We start from the raw sequence: 16057 nt of genomic DNA on the forward strand, positions 1-16057 counted from the left end.
CGGAGTCCGATCGCATGACGACCATAACGCCCGGAACCGGCGATCTGCGCCCGGTCACACCGATCCAGGAAGTCCAGACCCGCCGTTTCATTGGTGGGCTCCAGCAGGGCGCCCAGACCTATTGGGACATGGTGGAAATCGGTGACGAACTGTCGCGCGACCTGCACCTGTCGCCGGAGCTCGTCGTCCTCTACGCCGATGGGGTCGAGGACTTCAACCCGTGGTACGAAGGGTGGAAGATGAACACCTGGCACATTCCGGGCGAATCCCCGTTCGGTGGAGCGATCGTCCCGCCGCTGCTGGTGTCGCACTTCGTGCTTTCCGTGCAGTTTGATCACACGCGGCCGTTCGCGATCGGATCGATCCACACCTATCACGATTCCGAGATTCTGGCGCCGATTCCGGTCGGCACGACGGTGCGGATCACCACCCGCGCGGCCGAAAAGTTCGAAAAGCGCGGGCGGCGTTACGTCCGGCACGAAGTGACTGTCACCGATACGCAGGCCGGGACGCTCTATTTCCGCGAAACCCGGGACATCCTGTCGCTATGACCACGCCGGAAGCCTGGGCCGAACCGGTGGTCGCCGGGTTGTTCGAACAGGTCGAGGGCGGCGTCCGGCTGATCGGGTCGCGGTGTGCCGGATGCCAGACGGTATACTTTCCCGCGGCAGTCAGTTGCCGCAATCCGGCCTGCTGCGACAAGCGACTGGCGCCGGTGCACCTGCCGGAACGCGGCACGCTGCTCAGCTATACAGTGCAGCATTATCAGCCGCCGCCGCTGTTCCGGATGGACGACTGGGCGCCCTACGCCATCGGGCTGGTCGGATTGAGCGAGGGCGTTGAAGTGATGGGCATGTTGACGGGCGTTGCGCTGGATCGGATTGCCATCGGCATGCCGGTGCGCCTGACCACCGAAACCCTGTTCACCGATGGCGAACGCGGCCCGGTGACCACCTACAAGTTCGCGCCGGACCAGAAGGAGTCCGCCATATGAGCCGACCGGTCTATGTGCTGGGCGCAGGCGCCCATCCGTGGGGCAAATGGCCTGACAAGTCGCAGCTGCAGCTGGCGATCGAAGCCACCGGCTCGGCCCTTGCGGATGCCGCACTAGGCTGGTCCGATGTGCAGGGGCTGGTGGCCGCCAGCTCGCGGTTCGAAGGTGGCATGGGCTGGGGGCTGCATGCCAACGAGCTGGCCCAGGCCGTGGCCGAGCAGGGCATGACCTGCGTCAACGTGGGCGGCGCCTGTGCCGCCGGCGCGATCGCGATCCAGACCGCCCATGCGATGATCGCCAGCGGGCAATGCGACGTCGTGTGCGCGATGGGCGCGGAACGCATGCCGAAGGGCTTCATCCCTCGCCCGCCCGGCAGCCAGGACGATATCACCGACAGCGACTACCTGCGCTGGGTCACGATGGGGGCGACCAATCCGGCCTACTGGGCGATCGAGGCGAACCGCCGCAAGCACGAGGTCGGCACCACCGATGAAACGCTGGCGCAGGCGGCGGTGCTGATGCGCGCCAATGCTGTGGGCAATCGGCTGGCTCGCTTTCGCAAGCCCACGACGGTGGCAGAAGTCCTGGCCTCGCCGATGGTCACCGATCCGCTGCATCTGTTGCAGATCTGCCCCGTCAGCGACGGTGCCGCCGCAGTGATCCTGGGCAGCGAAGCCTTTGCCCGGCGCGCCGGCCACGTGATGGTCGAGGTTGCGGGCGTGGCAGCGGCGACGGGCTCGTTCGGTGATCCGGGGCGCCGGATTCCGACTGTGTCGTCGACCGTGCGCGCGGGTGTTACTAACACCAGCGAGGTCGCCAACGCGGTGACCCGCGCGTTCGAGATGGCCGGCATCGGCCCGGACGATATCGACCTGCTGGAAATGGCTGACAACAGCGCCTGGCACATCCTCGCCTGGCCGGAACAGTTCGGGTTCTATGAACAGGGCGAGGGTGACTGGATGCTGCGGAACGGCCATCTGTCGATCGACGGCCAGCTGCCGATCAATCCCAGCGGCGGCTTCCTGTCGTTCGGCGAGGCGACAACCGCGCAGGCCGTGTTGCAGGTGTGCGAACTGACCTGGCAGCTGCGTGGTCAGGCAGAGGGTCACCAGGTTCCTGACGCACGGATTGGCATGTCGGCGGTGCTGGGGCTCGGCGCCAACGGCGGGTCGGTGATCCTCAAGCGCTGAGTGCGCCGCGCACAATAATGCCGAAGCCGCCGATCAGGCGCGCAGGGCCGCTCCGATCCGCCTGGCGATCAGGGTGATGGCGGCTTCGGACTGAGCCTGGGTTGGCGGCAAGCCGGCAAAGCCATGGATCATGCCGGCGAAGCGGTGAACTTCGGTATCGATCCCCAGCCCGGCCAGGCGCTCGCCGAACGCCTCGCCTTCGTCACGGAGCGGATCGAACTGCGCGGTGACGATGGTGGTGGCTGGGAAGCGGGCAAGGTCTGCACGACTCAGGTCAAAACGCGGATCGTTATCGGGCGCGGCCGGGCCCCGATAGGCCTCCCATGCCCAGTCGATGAAGTCCCGCGTAAGCATGTGGCCTTCACCGAATTGACGCATCGAGACGCTGCGGCATGAAGGATCGAGGATTGGGTACAGCAGCCCGACGTGGCGCGGCGTGGGCAAGGCGCTGGCCCATTGCACGGCCATAGCGGCAGCCAGCTGTGCGCCCGCGCTGTCCCCCGCCAGCGCAAGCCTGCGCGGATCGACGCCGTGTTCGCAGCCCGCAATGGTCAGCCACTCCAGCACGGCTCCAACATCGTCCAACGGCGCGGGAAAATGGTACTCGGGTGCCAACCGGTATGCGACGGCTAGTACTGCCGCTCCCGACAGGTTCGCCAGCGTGCGACACATGGCGTCGTGGGTGTCGAGGTTGCCGAACAGGAAGCCGCCGCCGTGCGTGAACACGATCACCGGAAGGGCTGCCGCTCGATGCGGCCGGTACAGCCGCAGCGGGATAGGACCGCTCAGGCCGTGCGCAACCAGATCCTCCACCGCCGCGATCGGCGGCCGCGGCATGCTCGCCTGAAAGGCATTGGCAGCGGTTCGTAGCTGGCCCAGCGTGATGTGTGGCGGGCAGCGGCGCAGCGCCATGCGAGGGTCAGCCAATAACGCGGTCAGCGAAGGTTCGACCACGCCGTCGGCAGCCATCCCCGATGGTCTGGGAAGATGGCCGGGATCAAGCCGCGACGGCATCGATCCGGCGCAGGACCATGCCTGCGTAACCCCTTGCCGCAGTATCCTCAAGGATCCGGCGATAGCCCCGTACCCCCCCGGAATAAGGCATGAAGACGCGCGGTTTGCCGGGCATCTCTGCGCCGAGATAGTATGACGGTGTTTTCAGATACAAGGTTTCCTGGGCGCGTTCGTTGACGTGGGCCACCCAATCGCGCTGGGCCTCGGCCGTCGCCTCGACCGCGTCGATGCCCTGATCGCGACAATGGGCGAACAGGTCGGCTAGCCAATCGATCTGCTCTTCCGAAGACAGCAGGACATTGCTCAGGAGCGACGGGCTGCCCGGGCCGACGATGATGAACATGTTGGGAAATTCGTTGACCGCCAGGCCAAGGAAGCTGACCGGTCCGGCCGCCCATTTTTCCTGCAGGGTCACGCCCCCGCGCCCGGTGATGGTCGGCTTCAGCAGAGAACCGGTAAAGGCATCGAACCCGGTCGCATAGATGACGATGTCGAATTCGCGCTCTGCATCGGTGGTGCGGATGCCGCCGGGGGTGAACCCCGTGATGGGCGTCTCGCTGATATCGACCAGTTCGACATTGGCACGGTTGAAGGTCCTGAAATAGCCGCTGTCCACCGAAGGCCGGCGGGTGCCGAATGGAAAATCCTGCGGGATCAGCTTCCGTTGCAGCGCCGGGTCGTCGATCTGCTCGGCAATCTTGCCGCGGATGAAGGCGGACGCGGTATCGTTCGACGCCTGATTCAGCAGGATGTCCTTGAAGGTCAGTGCAAAGCCGAAGCCAAGCCGGTTCCAGGCCGCTTCGAAGGCGGCGTTGCGTTCATCCTCCGGCACTTCGATCGCCGAGCGGTTGTCCGGTGTAAAGCCCAAGCCACTGGGCGAATTGCGCGCCGCCTCGCGGCGTTCGCGGTAGCGAGCCTTTACCGCGCGGTCTTCCTCGTCGCTGACCGGGGCATTGGCGGCCGGGATCGAGTAATTGGCAGTCCGCTGAAACACCGCCAGATGGGCCGCCTGTTCGGCGATCACCGGGGTCATCTGCACGCCCGACGAGCCGGTGCCGATGATCGCCACACGCTTGTTCGCAAAATCAACCGGTTCGCGCGGCCAGCGGGCTGAATAGATGATCCGACCCGTGAACAGGTCCTGCCCGGGGTAGGTCGTGTCCTTGGGGGCAGACAACTGACCAACGGCCAGAACCAGCCGGCCGGCATCCCACTCGCGGCCATCGGCGCTGGTGATGCGCCAACGCTGGCTGGACTCGTCCAGGATGGCGGTCTGGACCCGGGTGTTCAGCTCGATGTCGCGACGCAGATCGAATCGATCGGCCACATGATTGATGTAGCTCAGGATTTCGGGCTGTGTCGCATAGCGTTCGCTCCACCGCCATTCCTGTTCGAGTTCGGGGGAGAAGCGATAGGAGTAGTCAAAGATCTCCACATCGCAGCGCGCGCCGGGATAGCGGTTGAAGTTCCAGACCCCGCCGATGGCATCGTCCGCTTCGAGTACGACAGTCTCGAGACCCATGCCGCGAAAGGTGTGCAGGGCCCGCAGACCGGCAAAGCCGGCGCCGACGACCAGAACGTCCACGGTTGTCATAGCTCCTCCTCCATTGGGGACCGATCTGCCGCAACCCTCTTAAGGCGTCAACACCTATGTTGATCAATTTTTCCGAGACGGGAAAGTTGGGCTTTCGGCCACGGAAATCGCATGCCTCCTCGTCGTCAACGTTGGTATTGACTAAATGCCAGACTCTTCGCTAGCTTGAGGCCAACAACGCCAAGGAGAAGATGTGGTCGGAACGTCGCCAGATGGGCGCAGCGTGGCGATGGCGGTCGTGCGATGACCTTGCCGCCGGTTGCGGCACGCCAAGCCGCATTGGCCGGGCGTTTCTCGCCGTGGGCGCCGGTAACGCTACACGGCGTACTGGACGCTGCCGCCGCGGCCTTTGCCGATCGGCCGTTCGTCATCACCGACGACCGCACCTGGACCTATGCAGACATGGCCGCGTGGTCGCACCGTATTGCCGGGGGGCTGGCCGCGATCGGCGTGCAGGCCGGCGACCATGTGGCGGTGATAATGGCGAACCATCCCGAATTCGCCGCGCTTAAGTATGCCATTTCGCGGCTCGGCGCCGTCGCCGTACCGATCAACATCCTCAATCGCCGGGACGAAGTCGCCTACGTCCTTGGCCAGTCGGATTCGGTCGTGCTGGTCACCATCGACCGGTTTCGGGATATCGATCACCTCGCCTCGCTCGACCAGATCGCGCCGGGCTGGGAACGCGATGGCGGGGGCAGTGCCCTGCCGCTGCTGCGCCGGATTGTCGTGTTTCCTACTGATGCCACAGCGCGAGCCGGGGCGATGCCGTTCGCCGACCTGGATCTGGCTGGCCCGCCGACCACCCGTCCGGTCGACCCCGCCGGGCCCTGCGACATCCTGTATACCTCGGGCACCACCGGGTCCCCCAAGGGCGTCGTCCTGACGCACGACATGCTGACCCGTACCGCGTTCGGCAGCGCCTATGCGCGCGGGTTCGAGGATGGCCGGCGCGTGCTGTTCTCGCTGCCGATGTACCATGTGTTCGGCTATGTCGAAGGGCTGCTGGCCGTGCCCTATGTGGGCGGCGCGGTCATCCCGCAATTGCGCTTCGATGCTGCCGCGACGCTGGCCGCGGTCGAACGTCACCGCGCCACAGACGCCCTGCTGGTGCCGGCGATGTCTCTGGCGGTGCTCGATGCCGCAGTGGCTGGTCACTACGATCTTTCGACTTGGCAGGCGGTGCTGGCATCGGGCGGGCGCGCGCCCGAACGCGTGTGGCAGGCCATCCATGATGTGCTGGGCGTGACTGAGATCACGACCGGCTATGGCATGACCGAAACCACCGCCTCCACTACGGTGACCCGCCCCGATGATCCGATGGCCCGGTTGCTGACCACCAACGGCCGGCAGCGCGATGTCGGCCCGGCCGGCGATCCGGCCCTGGGGGACCGTCTGGTAACCTACCGCGCGATCGACCCGGTCAGCGGCGCGGTCCTACCGGCGGGCGCTGTGGGCGAATTGGTCGCGAAAGGGCCGGGCGTGACCGCAGGCTACTATAAAAAGCCCGAAGCAACGTCCGCGGCCTTCGACAGCGACGGCTGGCTCAAGACCGGCGATCTCGGGCGGATCGACGATGACGGCTACATCACCCTGGTCGGACGGACCAAGGAATCGTTCCGCTGCGGCGGGGAACAGGTGCTGCCGACCGAGATCGAAGACTTGCTGACCACTCATCCAGAAGTGCTGCAGGCTCATGTCGTGCCCATCGCCGATGAACGGATGGGCGAGGTCGGAGTGGCCTTCGTCGTGGCGCGGGCCGGTGCCTCGCTCGATCCCGCCGCGCTGCGCCAGCTGGTCGCGGACCGGCTGGCCCGGTTCAAGGTGCCCCGCCATGTCCTGGTGGTCACCGAGGCCGATATCCCGACCACGGCGTCAGGCCGGGCGCGCAAGTTTCTCCTCTCGGAAAAGGCGGCAGCCATGCTGACGTGCGCATGACCAGTTCTACCCCCACCAGCCCGGGAGGCCGCGTGGCCATTGTAACCGGCGCGGCCCGGGGGATCGGCGCAGCCATCGCCCGCCGACTGGCCGGCGACGGACACGATATCGCGGTGCTCGACCTCGACCGTGAGGCCTGCGGCGAAACGCTGGCGGCCATCACCGCGCTGGGCCGCCGGGCCATTGCCGTCGCCGCCGACGTTGCGAACGAACCATCGGTGCGCGCTGCCGTGGCCGCGGCGGCGGAGGCGCTGGGGCCACCGACCATCCTGGTCAACAACGCGGGCGTGCTGCGCGACCGCACCATCGCTAGAATGACGCTGGACGACTGGGACATTGTCCAGAACGTCAACCTGAAGTCGGTTTTCCTGATGTGCCGGGAAGTGCAGTCGCACATGCGCAGCGCGGGCTGGGGCCGGATCGTCAACTTGTCGAGCATCGCCGCGCTGGGGGCCTTGGGCGAGGCGAACTATGCGGCCGCCAAGGCCGGTGTGCAGGGGCTGACGCGCACGCTGGCGATCGAACTGGGCCGCTACGGCATCACCGCCAATGCTGTCGCGCCGGGCTTTGTGGTAACAGAAATGACCCGCGAAGTTGCCCGGCGAATGGACATGCCGTTCGAAGACCTGGTCACGCAGATGGTCCAGTCGATCGCGGTCGGGCGCCCCGGCGAGCCGGACGACATCGCCCATGCGGTGTCCTATTTTGTCGACGCGCGCGCCGGTTTCGTTACCGGTCAGGTGCTTTATGTGGCAGGGGCTCCGCGCGGCTGAGCCTTGGCTGGCAAATTCCTGCACTTCCGGCTAGCTGGCGGCGGATTGAAAAGGGGGTCCGCATGACCAAAGCCAAGTCATTGATCGGTGAGCGGCGCTCCGCAGCCGGCAAGGATCCGCGCGCCTCCTACCAGAGCCGGCGGCAGGAGATCTCCGAAGCGGCGGTGAAGGTGTTCCACCGCCTCGGTTACACGGCCGCCAGCGTCAGCGCGGTGGCCGCAGAACTCGGCATGGACCGCGCCACCCTGTATTATTACTTCTCGTCAAAAGAGCAGATGTTCGACGAGATCATCCGGTCCGTTCTGGAACAGAACGACGAACTGGCCCGGCGCATCGCGAAAAGCGCGATCAGCCCTACCCGCAAGATGCGCGAACTGATCATGGCGCTGATGGCGTCCTATGCTGCCAATTATCCGTTGCTGTACATCTACATCCGCGAGGATCTGAAGAATGTCAGCGACCAGCGTTCAACCTGGTCGGCGCATATGCGCAACCTCAACAAGAGCATCCAACAGTCCGTTATCGACATCGTCGAGCAAGGTTATGCAGATGGCAGTTTCCGCAAGGTCGGAACTCCCAAAGTCGTGGCGTATGGCGTGCTGGGCATGCTCAATTGGACGCACCGCTGGTATAGGCCCGAGCTTTCCGATTCCGCGGAAGACGTGGGAACGACGTTCGCCGAGATGATCGTGTCGGGTCTCGAAACGCCCTACTGAAATCTGGCTGACACACGTTGCCCGGTGCGCTGAGGTGGACCAACGGCTGTTGCATTCATCCTGATGCTCCCACGCGCTCAGCAAGGCCGCGTGACAAATGGTTGGCTTGGGGCATGGTCGCCGGGGTGACGCGAGGGGATCGCCAAGTTTGTAATGGTCTGGGCAAAGCAAAACGGTGCTTGGCGCATCACCAGAGTTCTCGGTTATGGCCATCGCGCCGCGCCACCGGCAGAACAGCACGATGCGATCGGTCGGCGGGGTCAAAATAGCGCCGACAGCCAGTATAACGGCCTCGCGCCCGCCTGCGGAAGGCGTGATCGGCGCCTGACCGCTGTTGGCCGGAGCAGCCATTCGGAGGTCCTTTCGGGGACGAACAGAACTGGTCGGCTGCCGTCGGAAACGAACGCCGTTTGGTCGGTCTCACCTGCTGTTGGCTTTTGAGCCTGCGAACTGCTGCTTCTCAGGCTGGCGTTATCATTGGCATGCTATGGGGCGAGCCAAAACGGACGTAACGGCCGCGGCAGCTAATAAGCGACCAGTCCAAAGCGGCTGCTTCCTGGCCATCGACCGTCGTTTTTGTCCACGACAGCCCGTCGAGACGGAGCCGCGCCAAGCGCGGCCCCTTCTTTCTCAGACAGCTTCTGCCATTGCAGGATAATCGACATATCCCTGTTCGTTACCGCCAAAGTAGCTGGCGGGATCAGCCTGGGCCAACGGCGCACCCACTTTCAACCGGGCTACGAAATCGGGGTTAGCCAAGATCATCTGACCATACGATTCCAGTTCGGCGAGACCTGACGTCACGTCAGTTCCGATGTCCTCGCGCGCGCGACCGGGACGGTTGAGGATCAACGGTTGCCTCCAGATATGGCGAATGTCGGCAAGCAGCGCTTCGTCGCCCTGGTGCATGATGTGCAGGTAGGCGAGGCCCAGTTTGCCCAGTTCGGCGACCAGATGTCGGTAAAGCTCGGGGCCTTCGGGGCCTTCGTCGATCCCCCACATCGTCGTCCCCGGCGAGAGACGGATGGCAGTGCGATCCGCACCGATCTCCTCGGCGATGGCGGTGGCGATTTCGATGGCGAAACGGGCACGGTTCTCGATCGAGCCACCATAGGCATCGGTGCGCGTGTTGGCGCTCGGGGCAAGGAATTGCTGGATCAGGTAGGCATTCGCGCCATGGATCTCGACGCCATCGGCACCGGCTTTGATCGCGCAGCGGGCCGCATGCCGGAAGTCCGCGACTGTCTGGCGCACTTCCTCGGTCGTCAACGCGCGTGGCGTAGGGGCATCCTGCATGCCGCTGGGCGTGAACATGCCGGTGCCGGGGGCGATGGCAGACGGGGCAACACCCTCGCGATGATGCGGCGTGTTGTCGGGGTGCGACAGGCGGCCGGCGTGCATCAGCTGGATGAAGATGCGGCTGCCCTTGTCGTGCACGGCCGACGTGATCTTCCGCCATCCGGCGACATGGGCCGGCGTGTAGATGCCCGGAGTCGAGAGATAGCCCTGACCGTCATCCGAAGGTTGCGTGCCTTCGGCGACGATCAGGCCAACGCTTGCGCGTTGGGCGTAATACTGCGCGGCAAGATCGCCGGGCGTGCCATCGAACTGTGCGCGGCTGCGCGTCATCGGCGCCATCACGATGCGGTTCGGGAGGTCGTAGCGTCCGACGCGGACTGGGGCGAAAATCTGGCTCATGGGTGTTCCTTGGATCTGTCGTGTGCGTGTGCGGTGTAATTCAGACGATGCCGGCGCCGAGTGCGGGGAAGACATCGCTGAACAGCAGGCCGATCAGCTGCTGGCCCGATGACGTCGACCAGTCCTGCGCGATCTCTGCCATCAGCGTGTTCGTGGCGGTGAGCACGACACCGGCATCGTGCATGCGCTGGCGGGCGAACGCTTCGGAAAGGTCGCTGGGGGAGCCGGAAGCATCCATCACCGCCTGGACGGCAAAGCCTTCGAGCGCCGCGTCGATCGCTGGGAAGATCAGGCAGACATCGGTGGTCACGCCGGCCATGATCAGGTGCTTGCGCCCCGTGGCGAGCACGGCATCGCGAAACTCGGGATAAGCCCAGGCATTGACGACGCCGGGCCGCTTGACGCGCGCCTCATAGGCCTCGGGCAGGATCGCGGCGATCTCGGGCAGGATGGGGCCTTGCGCGTTCTCTTCCTGGCTGGACGTGATCACGACGGGCATGCCGAGGATCTTTGCCATCTTGGCAAGGACGATTGATTGCCGCGCGGCAAGGTCGCGGTCGATGTTCTTGATCAGTTGCATGGTGCCGACCTGATGGTCGATCAGGAGCAGGGCCGCGTTTTCGGCGGTCACGCGAGCGGGTATCGATTGCGAAGCCATGGTGGTGTTCCTTTCTGATCGTAGGATGGAGCGGTAAAGCCGCGGGCAGTTCTGGGTGGAAGGGCAGGTTACAGAGTGAGATCGGCGACGCGCTGGCGCGCCTCGTCGAGTGCTGCTGCGCTGGCGAGCATGAGCGGGCCGAACGAAAACACGGGTTGGTTGAGTTGCGCCCCGCTGATGATCGCCAGGCGCGCAGGCCCTGAGCCGGGAGCGATGTCGATCTGATCGTCGCGGTCCGCGGCGAAACCAATCGCCTGTGTCATTTCCAGCGGCATGCCGTCGATGGCGACCGCGCCTTGCAGCACGATGATGATGCCGCCCCAACCTTCGGGCACAGCGATGGGATGCGGGGCCGTCCCGTCGAGTTCGATCTCCTCGATCCGCACAGGCGACGGAAGGGCTTCCGCAGCATCACCGAGTGTCGTGCCGTCGACCGCGACGCGGCTTTCCCAGCCAGCGCCGCTTCGGCGCTGGACCAACCCAGCCGGGACCGGGAAGGCGGCAGCGGGGTCGTTCTGGTTGGCCGCGGGCAGATTGATGAAGATCTGGAGGCCCCGCACCGTCCCTGCGCCGGGGATCGGCGTTTCTTCGTGCTTCAGCCCTCGCGAGGCCCGGCTCCAGTGGAGGCCGCCGGGGAGAATGTCCTGCACCACGCCCAGGCTGTCGCGGTTGATGAAGCCATTGGGGGAATCCGCGAACAGATAGGTGACAGCCGAAAAGCCAGCGTGCGGGTGGGGCGGAAACGTCGGACCACTCATCTCGAACCAGTCGATGTTGAGCACGGGATCGATGAGATTGGCGAACGCCTGACGGGGATACTGGCGCGCAGAGAACGCCGCGCCGTGGCGCATCTGGGTGGGAGTATGGACAGGCGAGAAGGTGATCATGGCAAGGTCCTCTTGCTGGCGTGATCACTGTATGTGCCGTTCGGTCTGTCCCGATAAGATTTGCGATTGAGAATACATTGTCTCATTATCCGAACAATGAAACCTTCACTCGATGATCTTGCGCTGCTGGTGGCCATCGCCGATCAAGGCAGCTTCACGAGCGCTGCCACCCTGCTGGGCCTGCCCAAGTCCACGGTCAGCCGCAGGCTTGCGGATCTCGAAGTGCAGTTGCGGACATCGCTGTTCCGTCGTTCCACGCGGGCGCTTTCGCTGACTGATGAAGGTCGGCGCATCTACGACATGGCAAAACCTGCGATCGCCGTTGCAGACCTTGCCGCGCAGGCCATTGCGGAACGTGGCCGGGCCGTGGCAGGTCGGGTTTCGCTCACCACCACCGCTGCGCTTGGCCAATATCTGGTCGCCCCGCATCTGCTCGGGCTGGGTCAGCGTTATCCCGACGTGCAGATCGATCTGCGACTGACCGAGCGGCGCATCAACATCATCAGCGAGGGCATCGACCTCGCAGTCCGCATGGGCACGCTCGATGACAGCAGCCTGATCGCGCGGCGGCTTTGCTCGTTCACCCGCCTGATGGTCGCGGCGCCCGCCTATCTAGACAGTGCCGGGGTGCCGCAATCCCCAGCGGACCTGACCTCGCACAACGCCATCGTCACCAGCGCGGCACTCGACACCTGGCGTTTCGACGATGGCTGGGAATGTTCGGTGCGATGGCACGTGGCTGCAGGCAACATGCTGGTCGCGCACCAGTTGGCGCAAATGGGCCATGGCATCGCCCTCCTGCCCGACTTCATGATCAAGGAAGACCTGCGAACGGGACGGCTCGTTCCGCTGATGCCGCAGCACCCCGTAGAGCAGGCCGATGCATGGATCGTGAGCAGCCCACAGCGATACAAGTCCCTGGCGGTGCAGACCGTCCTGCAGCATCTGGTTGACGCGACAGGCATGACCGCTTTCGGCTAAGCTTCGACGTTCCAGACTTTCAACCTGAGCGACCGGGTGTGGTCGGTCCCTCCCATTCCACCGTGTGGCCGGTATCGTCAGTGGACGCGCTCGAGAGCGAGCACTATCCCTCGCCACCATGTTCCACCTCCACTGCACCAAGAAGCTGCTTGATCGGATCAAACCCGAGATCGCTGAGCCCGGGCAAAGCGACACCGCCTTGGGCAATTGGTATGCCACAGTGTTGTTCTGGAAGCCGCAAGTCGCTTTGCTGGTTTCTGAGCGCACGCTGCTTCCCGTGCTTTTGCCGCTAGCCCCAGCGGCCACGCTTGCTTGACGATTCCCCGCACAATTGGCGCTGGTTTTGAGGGAGCACGGCGTCTCATCTGAGTTCATCGCGCAGGAAGTCTGGCGGATGGACACCGTCCAGTATGCAAAGACCGCGAACCGGAGTGTCGTGGGCACCCTCAACGAGTTCGTTAAGCAAGCCGAATTCTGGCTGGCCGCCTATGCCTATGAAAAAGGCGATGATCACGACCTCCTAGCGATTTCCGCCAAGCTAGCGGAGACGCCATGTAGCCCGCTGTACAAGGGCCCGATTTCGCCGGACAAAGCCCTTCATCAACTCGTGAAGGCTGGTGCGCAGAGCTGAGTCTGCTGGCCGGCAACTGCGCTCGCAGATCCTACAGCACTCGGCAGGAAGCCCAACTCATGCGGTCAGACAGGATCGGGCGGCAAATCGACGATACGGAAAACAGCTCCCGAACCGGCATCGCGGAAAAGGTCAACGCGCTCCCCATCCCAGTGATAATCGAGGTGCCGTCCCTGCAAGGGGTTTGACGCGCAGTCCGGGTAGAAGAGTGCGACGCACTCCCCACCAGGATGACGGATGCTCAGGTAGACAATGCCGTCGGATTCCGAGCCCCTTAGATTCACAGCAAGAGCTTGGGATGCCGCGTAGCTGTCAGGGTCCAGCATCGGGTTCGGTTCTGAATCGGCAGCTCTGAGATCATATAGGTCTGCATCGACCGCCATGACGATCTCCCGGAACTGCGAAGTCCAGCCAGGCGCTTCCTTTGTCCGTGCCATGAAGCGGGCATGGTGATGGATCGTCTCGAACAACGCGGTCTCGAACTGGTCCCCGACGTAGAGCACGCCGTAGCTGCCATCGGTAAAGCGGCTCGGCCGGTCGGTGCTGACATGGGTGAACGGCGCCATAAGGTAGGAAGCGCCGTTGCCGCCGACGCGGCGGTCGACAGGGACCAGATCCAGATTGCCAATCGTCGCCATGATGCGGGGATTGGTCTTCTGCTCTGCCGAGATCAGCAACGGCCAGTCGGCTGGATCGGCGATGTCCTCGAACAGGTCGATCGGTGGAAAGGCGCTGCGAATGATCCGAACAGCGCCCTTCCACTCAACTCGAGAAACGGGAATATTCGCCGTTCCGCTCACCAGCCACCACGCTCGGCGTCGAGGTAGCGACGCACCCGCATGATGTCGGTAAGTTCGCCCCCGAGCATCACGTCGAGCGCACTGGCTCCTCCGAACGCGTCGTTGGCTGCCCTGATCCAGGCATAGCCTCGCGAGCTTTCCGAAAAGATGATCCGGAGCGCCTTGTGGATGCCCATTAGGTTGGACAGCCGAGCGCGGCCATCGCGCGAGACGCGCCCGGGGCCTTCGGCCTTCCAGCGGCGATAGGAGCGCACTGGCATGTCGAGCAGCGTTGCCGCCTGTTCGTCGGTCAACTCCCATTTGCCGAACAGATTGAGGACTGCCCGGAACATGGCAGCTGCCTCGTCCTGGGTAATCGGATCGGGACGGAAAGCGGTAACGGCAGTATCAACGGGTTGCAGAGCCAGCATGGCATTTCTCCATATGGCAGTATATACGCTATATAATGCCATATGGCAATGGTCTATGCGGATGATGCCAATCTGGCAATCACGCTCGTCGCGCCCTCGATCGGCACGAACAGCCGCGTCTGGTAGCGGATGATTTCCGTGAAGCAACCCTGGGCCTTGTACCAGTCGAGGCGAACCGCACTCCATCCGGTCAGTTCAATTCGCTGTGAGCCATTGACCAGGCTGCGCTTCACCACAAGCTGCTCACGGCCGGCGAATTCCATGGCTCGGCCGGTCGCCAGGATGGTCTGGACGATGTCTTCGGCGGAAAGCGTTTGCTCGCGTTCCAGACCCAGCGCCCGGCACAGTTCCGGAACACAATGGAGAGGAACCTCCCGGCCAAGGAGCGACCGGCCATCCGCCGCTGAGATGCGGCTGACCCTTACGAAATCGGACGGGAGCTTGTCCCAGACTGGCAGCAGGAGCCCCGTCGCAAGATAGAGGCGCTCGCGCTTGTGGTTCGACCGCGCTTCATCGACCTCGGCGGTCCAGGCTTCGCGGAAAGCCTCGACGGAGATCCCCTCCCAGCTGCTTTCAGCCAGCTGATCCTCGGTGATGTGGCTGCGCTTCAGCGGGCGCAGCAGCTCGAAGCGCGACACGCGCCTGCCGTCATCGGCAAGAATGCTGCGGGCGGGTACGAGCAAGGCAACCCGGCCTGAGCGGGCATTTCGAACAGGCCGTTGCCGCTGCCCAGCGAGGCCGTGAAGCTCCTCGAGCCGCTTCAGCGTGAGCGGCTTAAGGGCTCTGGCGATTTCCAGTTCCAGCAGATGGGTGGTCGCACCCGAGGCCGGATCGGTGCGCAGCAACGTGTCGGACAGGACCACGAAGTCTTCGACCGCGATGGTCTCTAGGCCGAGGTCGAGTGTCCCGGCCTTTCGGGCGGCATCGATACGCGCCTCGACCAGCCCCATGAACTCATCGAAGATCGCGTTCTGCAAAGCGATGGGAAGTGCGAGGATGCGGTTGAGCCAGCGCTGGATCGGCGGCAGGTCATCGACCATCGATCCGTCAGGGGCTTCGATCCTGAGACCTGTCATCTCTTGAAAGCGCCCCAGGCTGACCGCTTCGAGCTTGCCGGTGAACAAGAGGCCGAACCAGCGATGGAGCGCCTCCTTGGCATAGATGCTCTCGAGGTTGTCAGCCGGATCGAAGAGGTTCTGACCGCCGGTCTGGCGCTGCCCGCGCGTCAAGGCACCGAGGCTGTCGAGGCGGCGTGCGATCGTCGAGATGAACCGGCGTTCGCCGCGCACGTCGGTCGTCACGGGCCTGAATAGCGGCGCTGATGCCTGATTGGTGCGATTGGTCCGTCCGAGCCCCTGGATTGCGGCGTCAGCCCGCCATCCTGGCTCGAGCAGGAAATGAACGCGGCGGGCCTGGTTCTTGGCTGCGAGATCGGCATGGTAGCTACGCCCCGTTCCCCCGGCGTCGGAAAAGACGAGGATGCGCTTGCTGCCGTCCATGAAAGCCTGCGTTTCAGCGACGTTGGCGCGCGGCGAGCGAGACTGGAGCTTCTGACAACCATCGCGGCCGACGATGAGCCGGCGTGTCCGGCCGGTCACTTCCGCCACCTGATCCACGCCGAAGCGTTCGATGATGGCATCAAGCGCGGTCGCGATCGGCGGCAAAGCGCAAAGCTGCTCGATCATCCGGTCGCGCGCAGCGAGTGCCGATCGGCACAGTACCGGCGCGCCGTGTTCGTCGCTCATCGGCTCGGATCGAGGATTGCCGTTTTCA

General features: G+C 64.3%; 15 protein-coding genes and 1 pseudogene. 8 read left to right on the forward strand and 8 right to left on the reverse strand.

All coding sequences use genetic code 11. The features are described from left to right. The first annotated feature begins 14 nt into the window (after positions 1 to 14). From ACODS2_RS19300 to ACODS2_RS19310, 3 genes are read left to right on the forward strand one after another with little or no spacing between them, the layout of a single operon-like run. Positions 15 to 551 (forward strand): MaoC family dehydratase, encoded by a 537-nt coding sequence (locus ACODS2_RS19300; RefSeq protein ID WP_489000233.1) that lies wholly within the window; start codon positions 15 to 17, stop codon positions 549 to 551. Beyond that, positions 548 to 994: a Zn-ribbon domain-containing OB-fold protein gene (locus ACODS2_RS19305; RefSeq protein ID WP_489000234.1), complete on the forward strand. Its 447-nt coding sequence runs from the start codon at positions 548 to 550 to the stop codon at positions 992 to 994. Before ACODS2_RS19300 ends, ACODS2_RS19305 begins: the two co-directional genes overlap by 4 nt. After that, positions 991 to 2184 (forward strand): lipid-transfer protein, encoded by a 1194-nt coding sequence (locus ACODS2_RS19310; RefSeq protein WP_489000235.1) that lies wholly within the window; start codon positions 991 to 993, stop codon positions 2182 to 2184. The genes ACODS2_RS19305 and ACODS2_RS19310 overlap by 4 nt, the downstream gene beginning before the upstream one ends. Before the next feature lie 33 nt (positions 2185 to 2217). Here the strand turns inward: ACODS2_RS19310 and ACODS2_RS19315 are convergent, their stop codons facing one another. Both ACODS2_RS19315 and ACODS2_RS19320 read right to left on the reverse strand, forming a co-directional pair. Then, positions 2218 to 3153: an alpha/beta hydrolase gene (locus ACODS2_RS19315; protein WP_489000236.1), complete on the reverse strand. Its 936-nt coding sequence runs from the start codon at positions 3151 to 3153 to the stop codon at positions 2218 to 2220. A gap of 28 nt (positions 3154 to 3181) precedes the next feature. Continuing rightward, positions 3182 to 4792 carry a flavin-containing monooxygenase gene (locus ACODS2_RS19320; protein ID WP_489000237.1) on the reverse strand — a complete coding sequence of 537 codons (1611 nt, stop codon included), beginning with the start codon at positions 4790 to 4792 and terminating at the stop codon, positions 3182 to 3184. Between the two features lie 243 nt (positions 4793 to 5035). Between ACODS2_RS19320 and ACODS2_RS19325 the strand changes: the two genes are divergently transcribed. The 3 genes from ACODS2_RS19325 (at position 5036) to ACODS2_RS19335 (ending at position 8219) form a co-directional block, all read left to right on the forward strand. Next, positions 5036 to 6730 (forward strand): class I adenylate-forming enzyme family protein, encoded by a 1695-nt coding sequence (locus tag ACODS2_RS19325; protein ID WP_489000238.1) that lies wholly within the window; start codon positions 5036 to 5038, stop codon positions 6728 to 6730. Further along, the gene (locus tag ACODS2_RS19330) at positions 6727 to 7503 is read left to right on the forward strand and encodes an SDR family oxidoreductase (protein ID WP_489000239.1); all 777 of its coding nucleotides are present in this window, start codon (positions 6727 to 6729) and stop codon (positions 7501 to 7503) included. The genes ACODS2_RS19325 and ACODS2_RS19330 overlap by 4 nt, the downstream gene beginning before the upstream one ends. Before the next feature lie 62 nt (positions 7504 to 7565). After that, a complete protein-coding gene (locus tag ACODS2_RS19335; RefSeq protein WP_489000240.1) occupies positions 7566 to 8219 on the forward strand; it encodes a TetR/AcrR family transcriptional regulator in 654 nt (217 codons plus the stop codon). 630 nt (positions 8220 to 8849) lie between these two features. Here the strand turns inward: ACODS2_RS19335 and ACODS2_RS19340 are convergent. The 3 genes from ACODS2_RS19340 to ACODS2_RS19350 all read right to left on the reverse strand — a co-directional run bounded on the left by ACODS2_RS19340 (position 8850) and on the right by ACODS2_RS19350 (position 11462). Next, on the reverse strand, positions 8850 to 9917 hold the full coding sequence (locus ACODS2_RS19340) for an alkene reductase (RefSeq protein WP_489000241.1): 1068 nt from the start codon (positions 9915 to 9917) through the stop codon (positions 8850 to 8852). A gap of 40 nt (positions 9918 to 9957) precedes the next feature. Then, on the reverse strand, positions 9958 to 10575 hold the full coding sequence (locus ACODS2_RS19345; RefSeq protein ID WP_489000242.1) for an isochorismatase family protein: 618 nt from the start codon (positions 10573 to 10575) through the stop codon (positions 9958 to 9960). Positions 10576 to 10643: 68 nt separating this feature from the next. Beyond that, complete coding sequence (locus ACODS2_RS19350) at positions 10644 to 11462, reverse strand: pirin family protein (RefSeq protein ID WP_489000243.1); 819 nt, start codon at positions 11460 to 11462, stop codon at positions 10644 to 10646. Between the two features lie 96 nt (positions 11463 to 11558). On the opposite strand from ACODS2_RS19350, the gene ACODS2_RS19355 reads away from it, so the two are divergent. Beyond that, positions 11559 to 12443, forward strand: a complete 885-nt coding sequence (locus tag ACODS2_RS19355) for a LysR family transcriptional regulator (protein WP_489000244.1) — start codon at positions 11559 to 11561, stop codon at positions 12441 to 12443. Between the two features lie 118 nt (positions 12444 to 12561). Then, positions 12562 to 13074 (forward strand): annotated as a pseudogene (locus ACODS2_RS19360) (DUF6933 domain-containing protein). Positions 13075 to 13139: 65 nt separating this feature from the next. On the opposite strand, the gene ACODS2_RS19365 reads toward ACODS2_RS19360, so the two are convergent. The 3 genes from ACODS2_RS19365 to ACODS2_RS19375 are packed head-to-tail and all read right to left on the reverse strand — an operon-like array spanning position 13140 to position 16029. After that, positions 13140 to 13874 carry an RES family NAD+ phosphorylase gene (locus ACODS2_RS19365; protein ID WP_489000245.1) on the reverse strand — a complete coding sequence of 245 codons (735 nt, stop codon included), beginning with the start codon at positions 13872 to 13874 and terminating at the stop codon, positions 13140 to 13142. Continuing rightward, on the reverse strand, positions 13871 to 14284 hold the full coding sequence (locus ACODS2_RS19370) for an MbcA/ParS/Xre antitoxin family protein (protein WP_489000246.1): 414 nt from the start codon (positions 14282 to 14284) through the stop codon (positions 13871 to 13873). The genes ACODS2_RS19365 and ACODS2_RS19370 overlap by 4 nt, the downstream gene beginning before the upstream one ends. Before the next feature lie 53 nt (positions 14285 to 14337). After that, positions 14338 to 16029 carry a strawberry notch C-terminal domain-containing protein gene (locus ACODS2_RS19375; RefSeq protein WP_489000272.1) on the reverse strand — a complete coding sequence of 564 codons (1692 nt, stop codon included), beginning with the start codon at positions 16027 to 16029 and terminating at the stop codon, positions 14338 to 14340. Positions 16030 to 16057 lie beyond the last annotated feature (28 nt).

It is taken from the genome of Novosphingobium sp. FG137 (assembly GCF_057809735.1).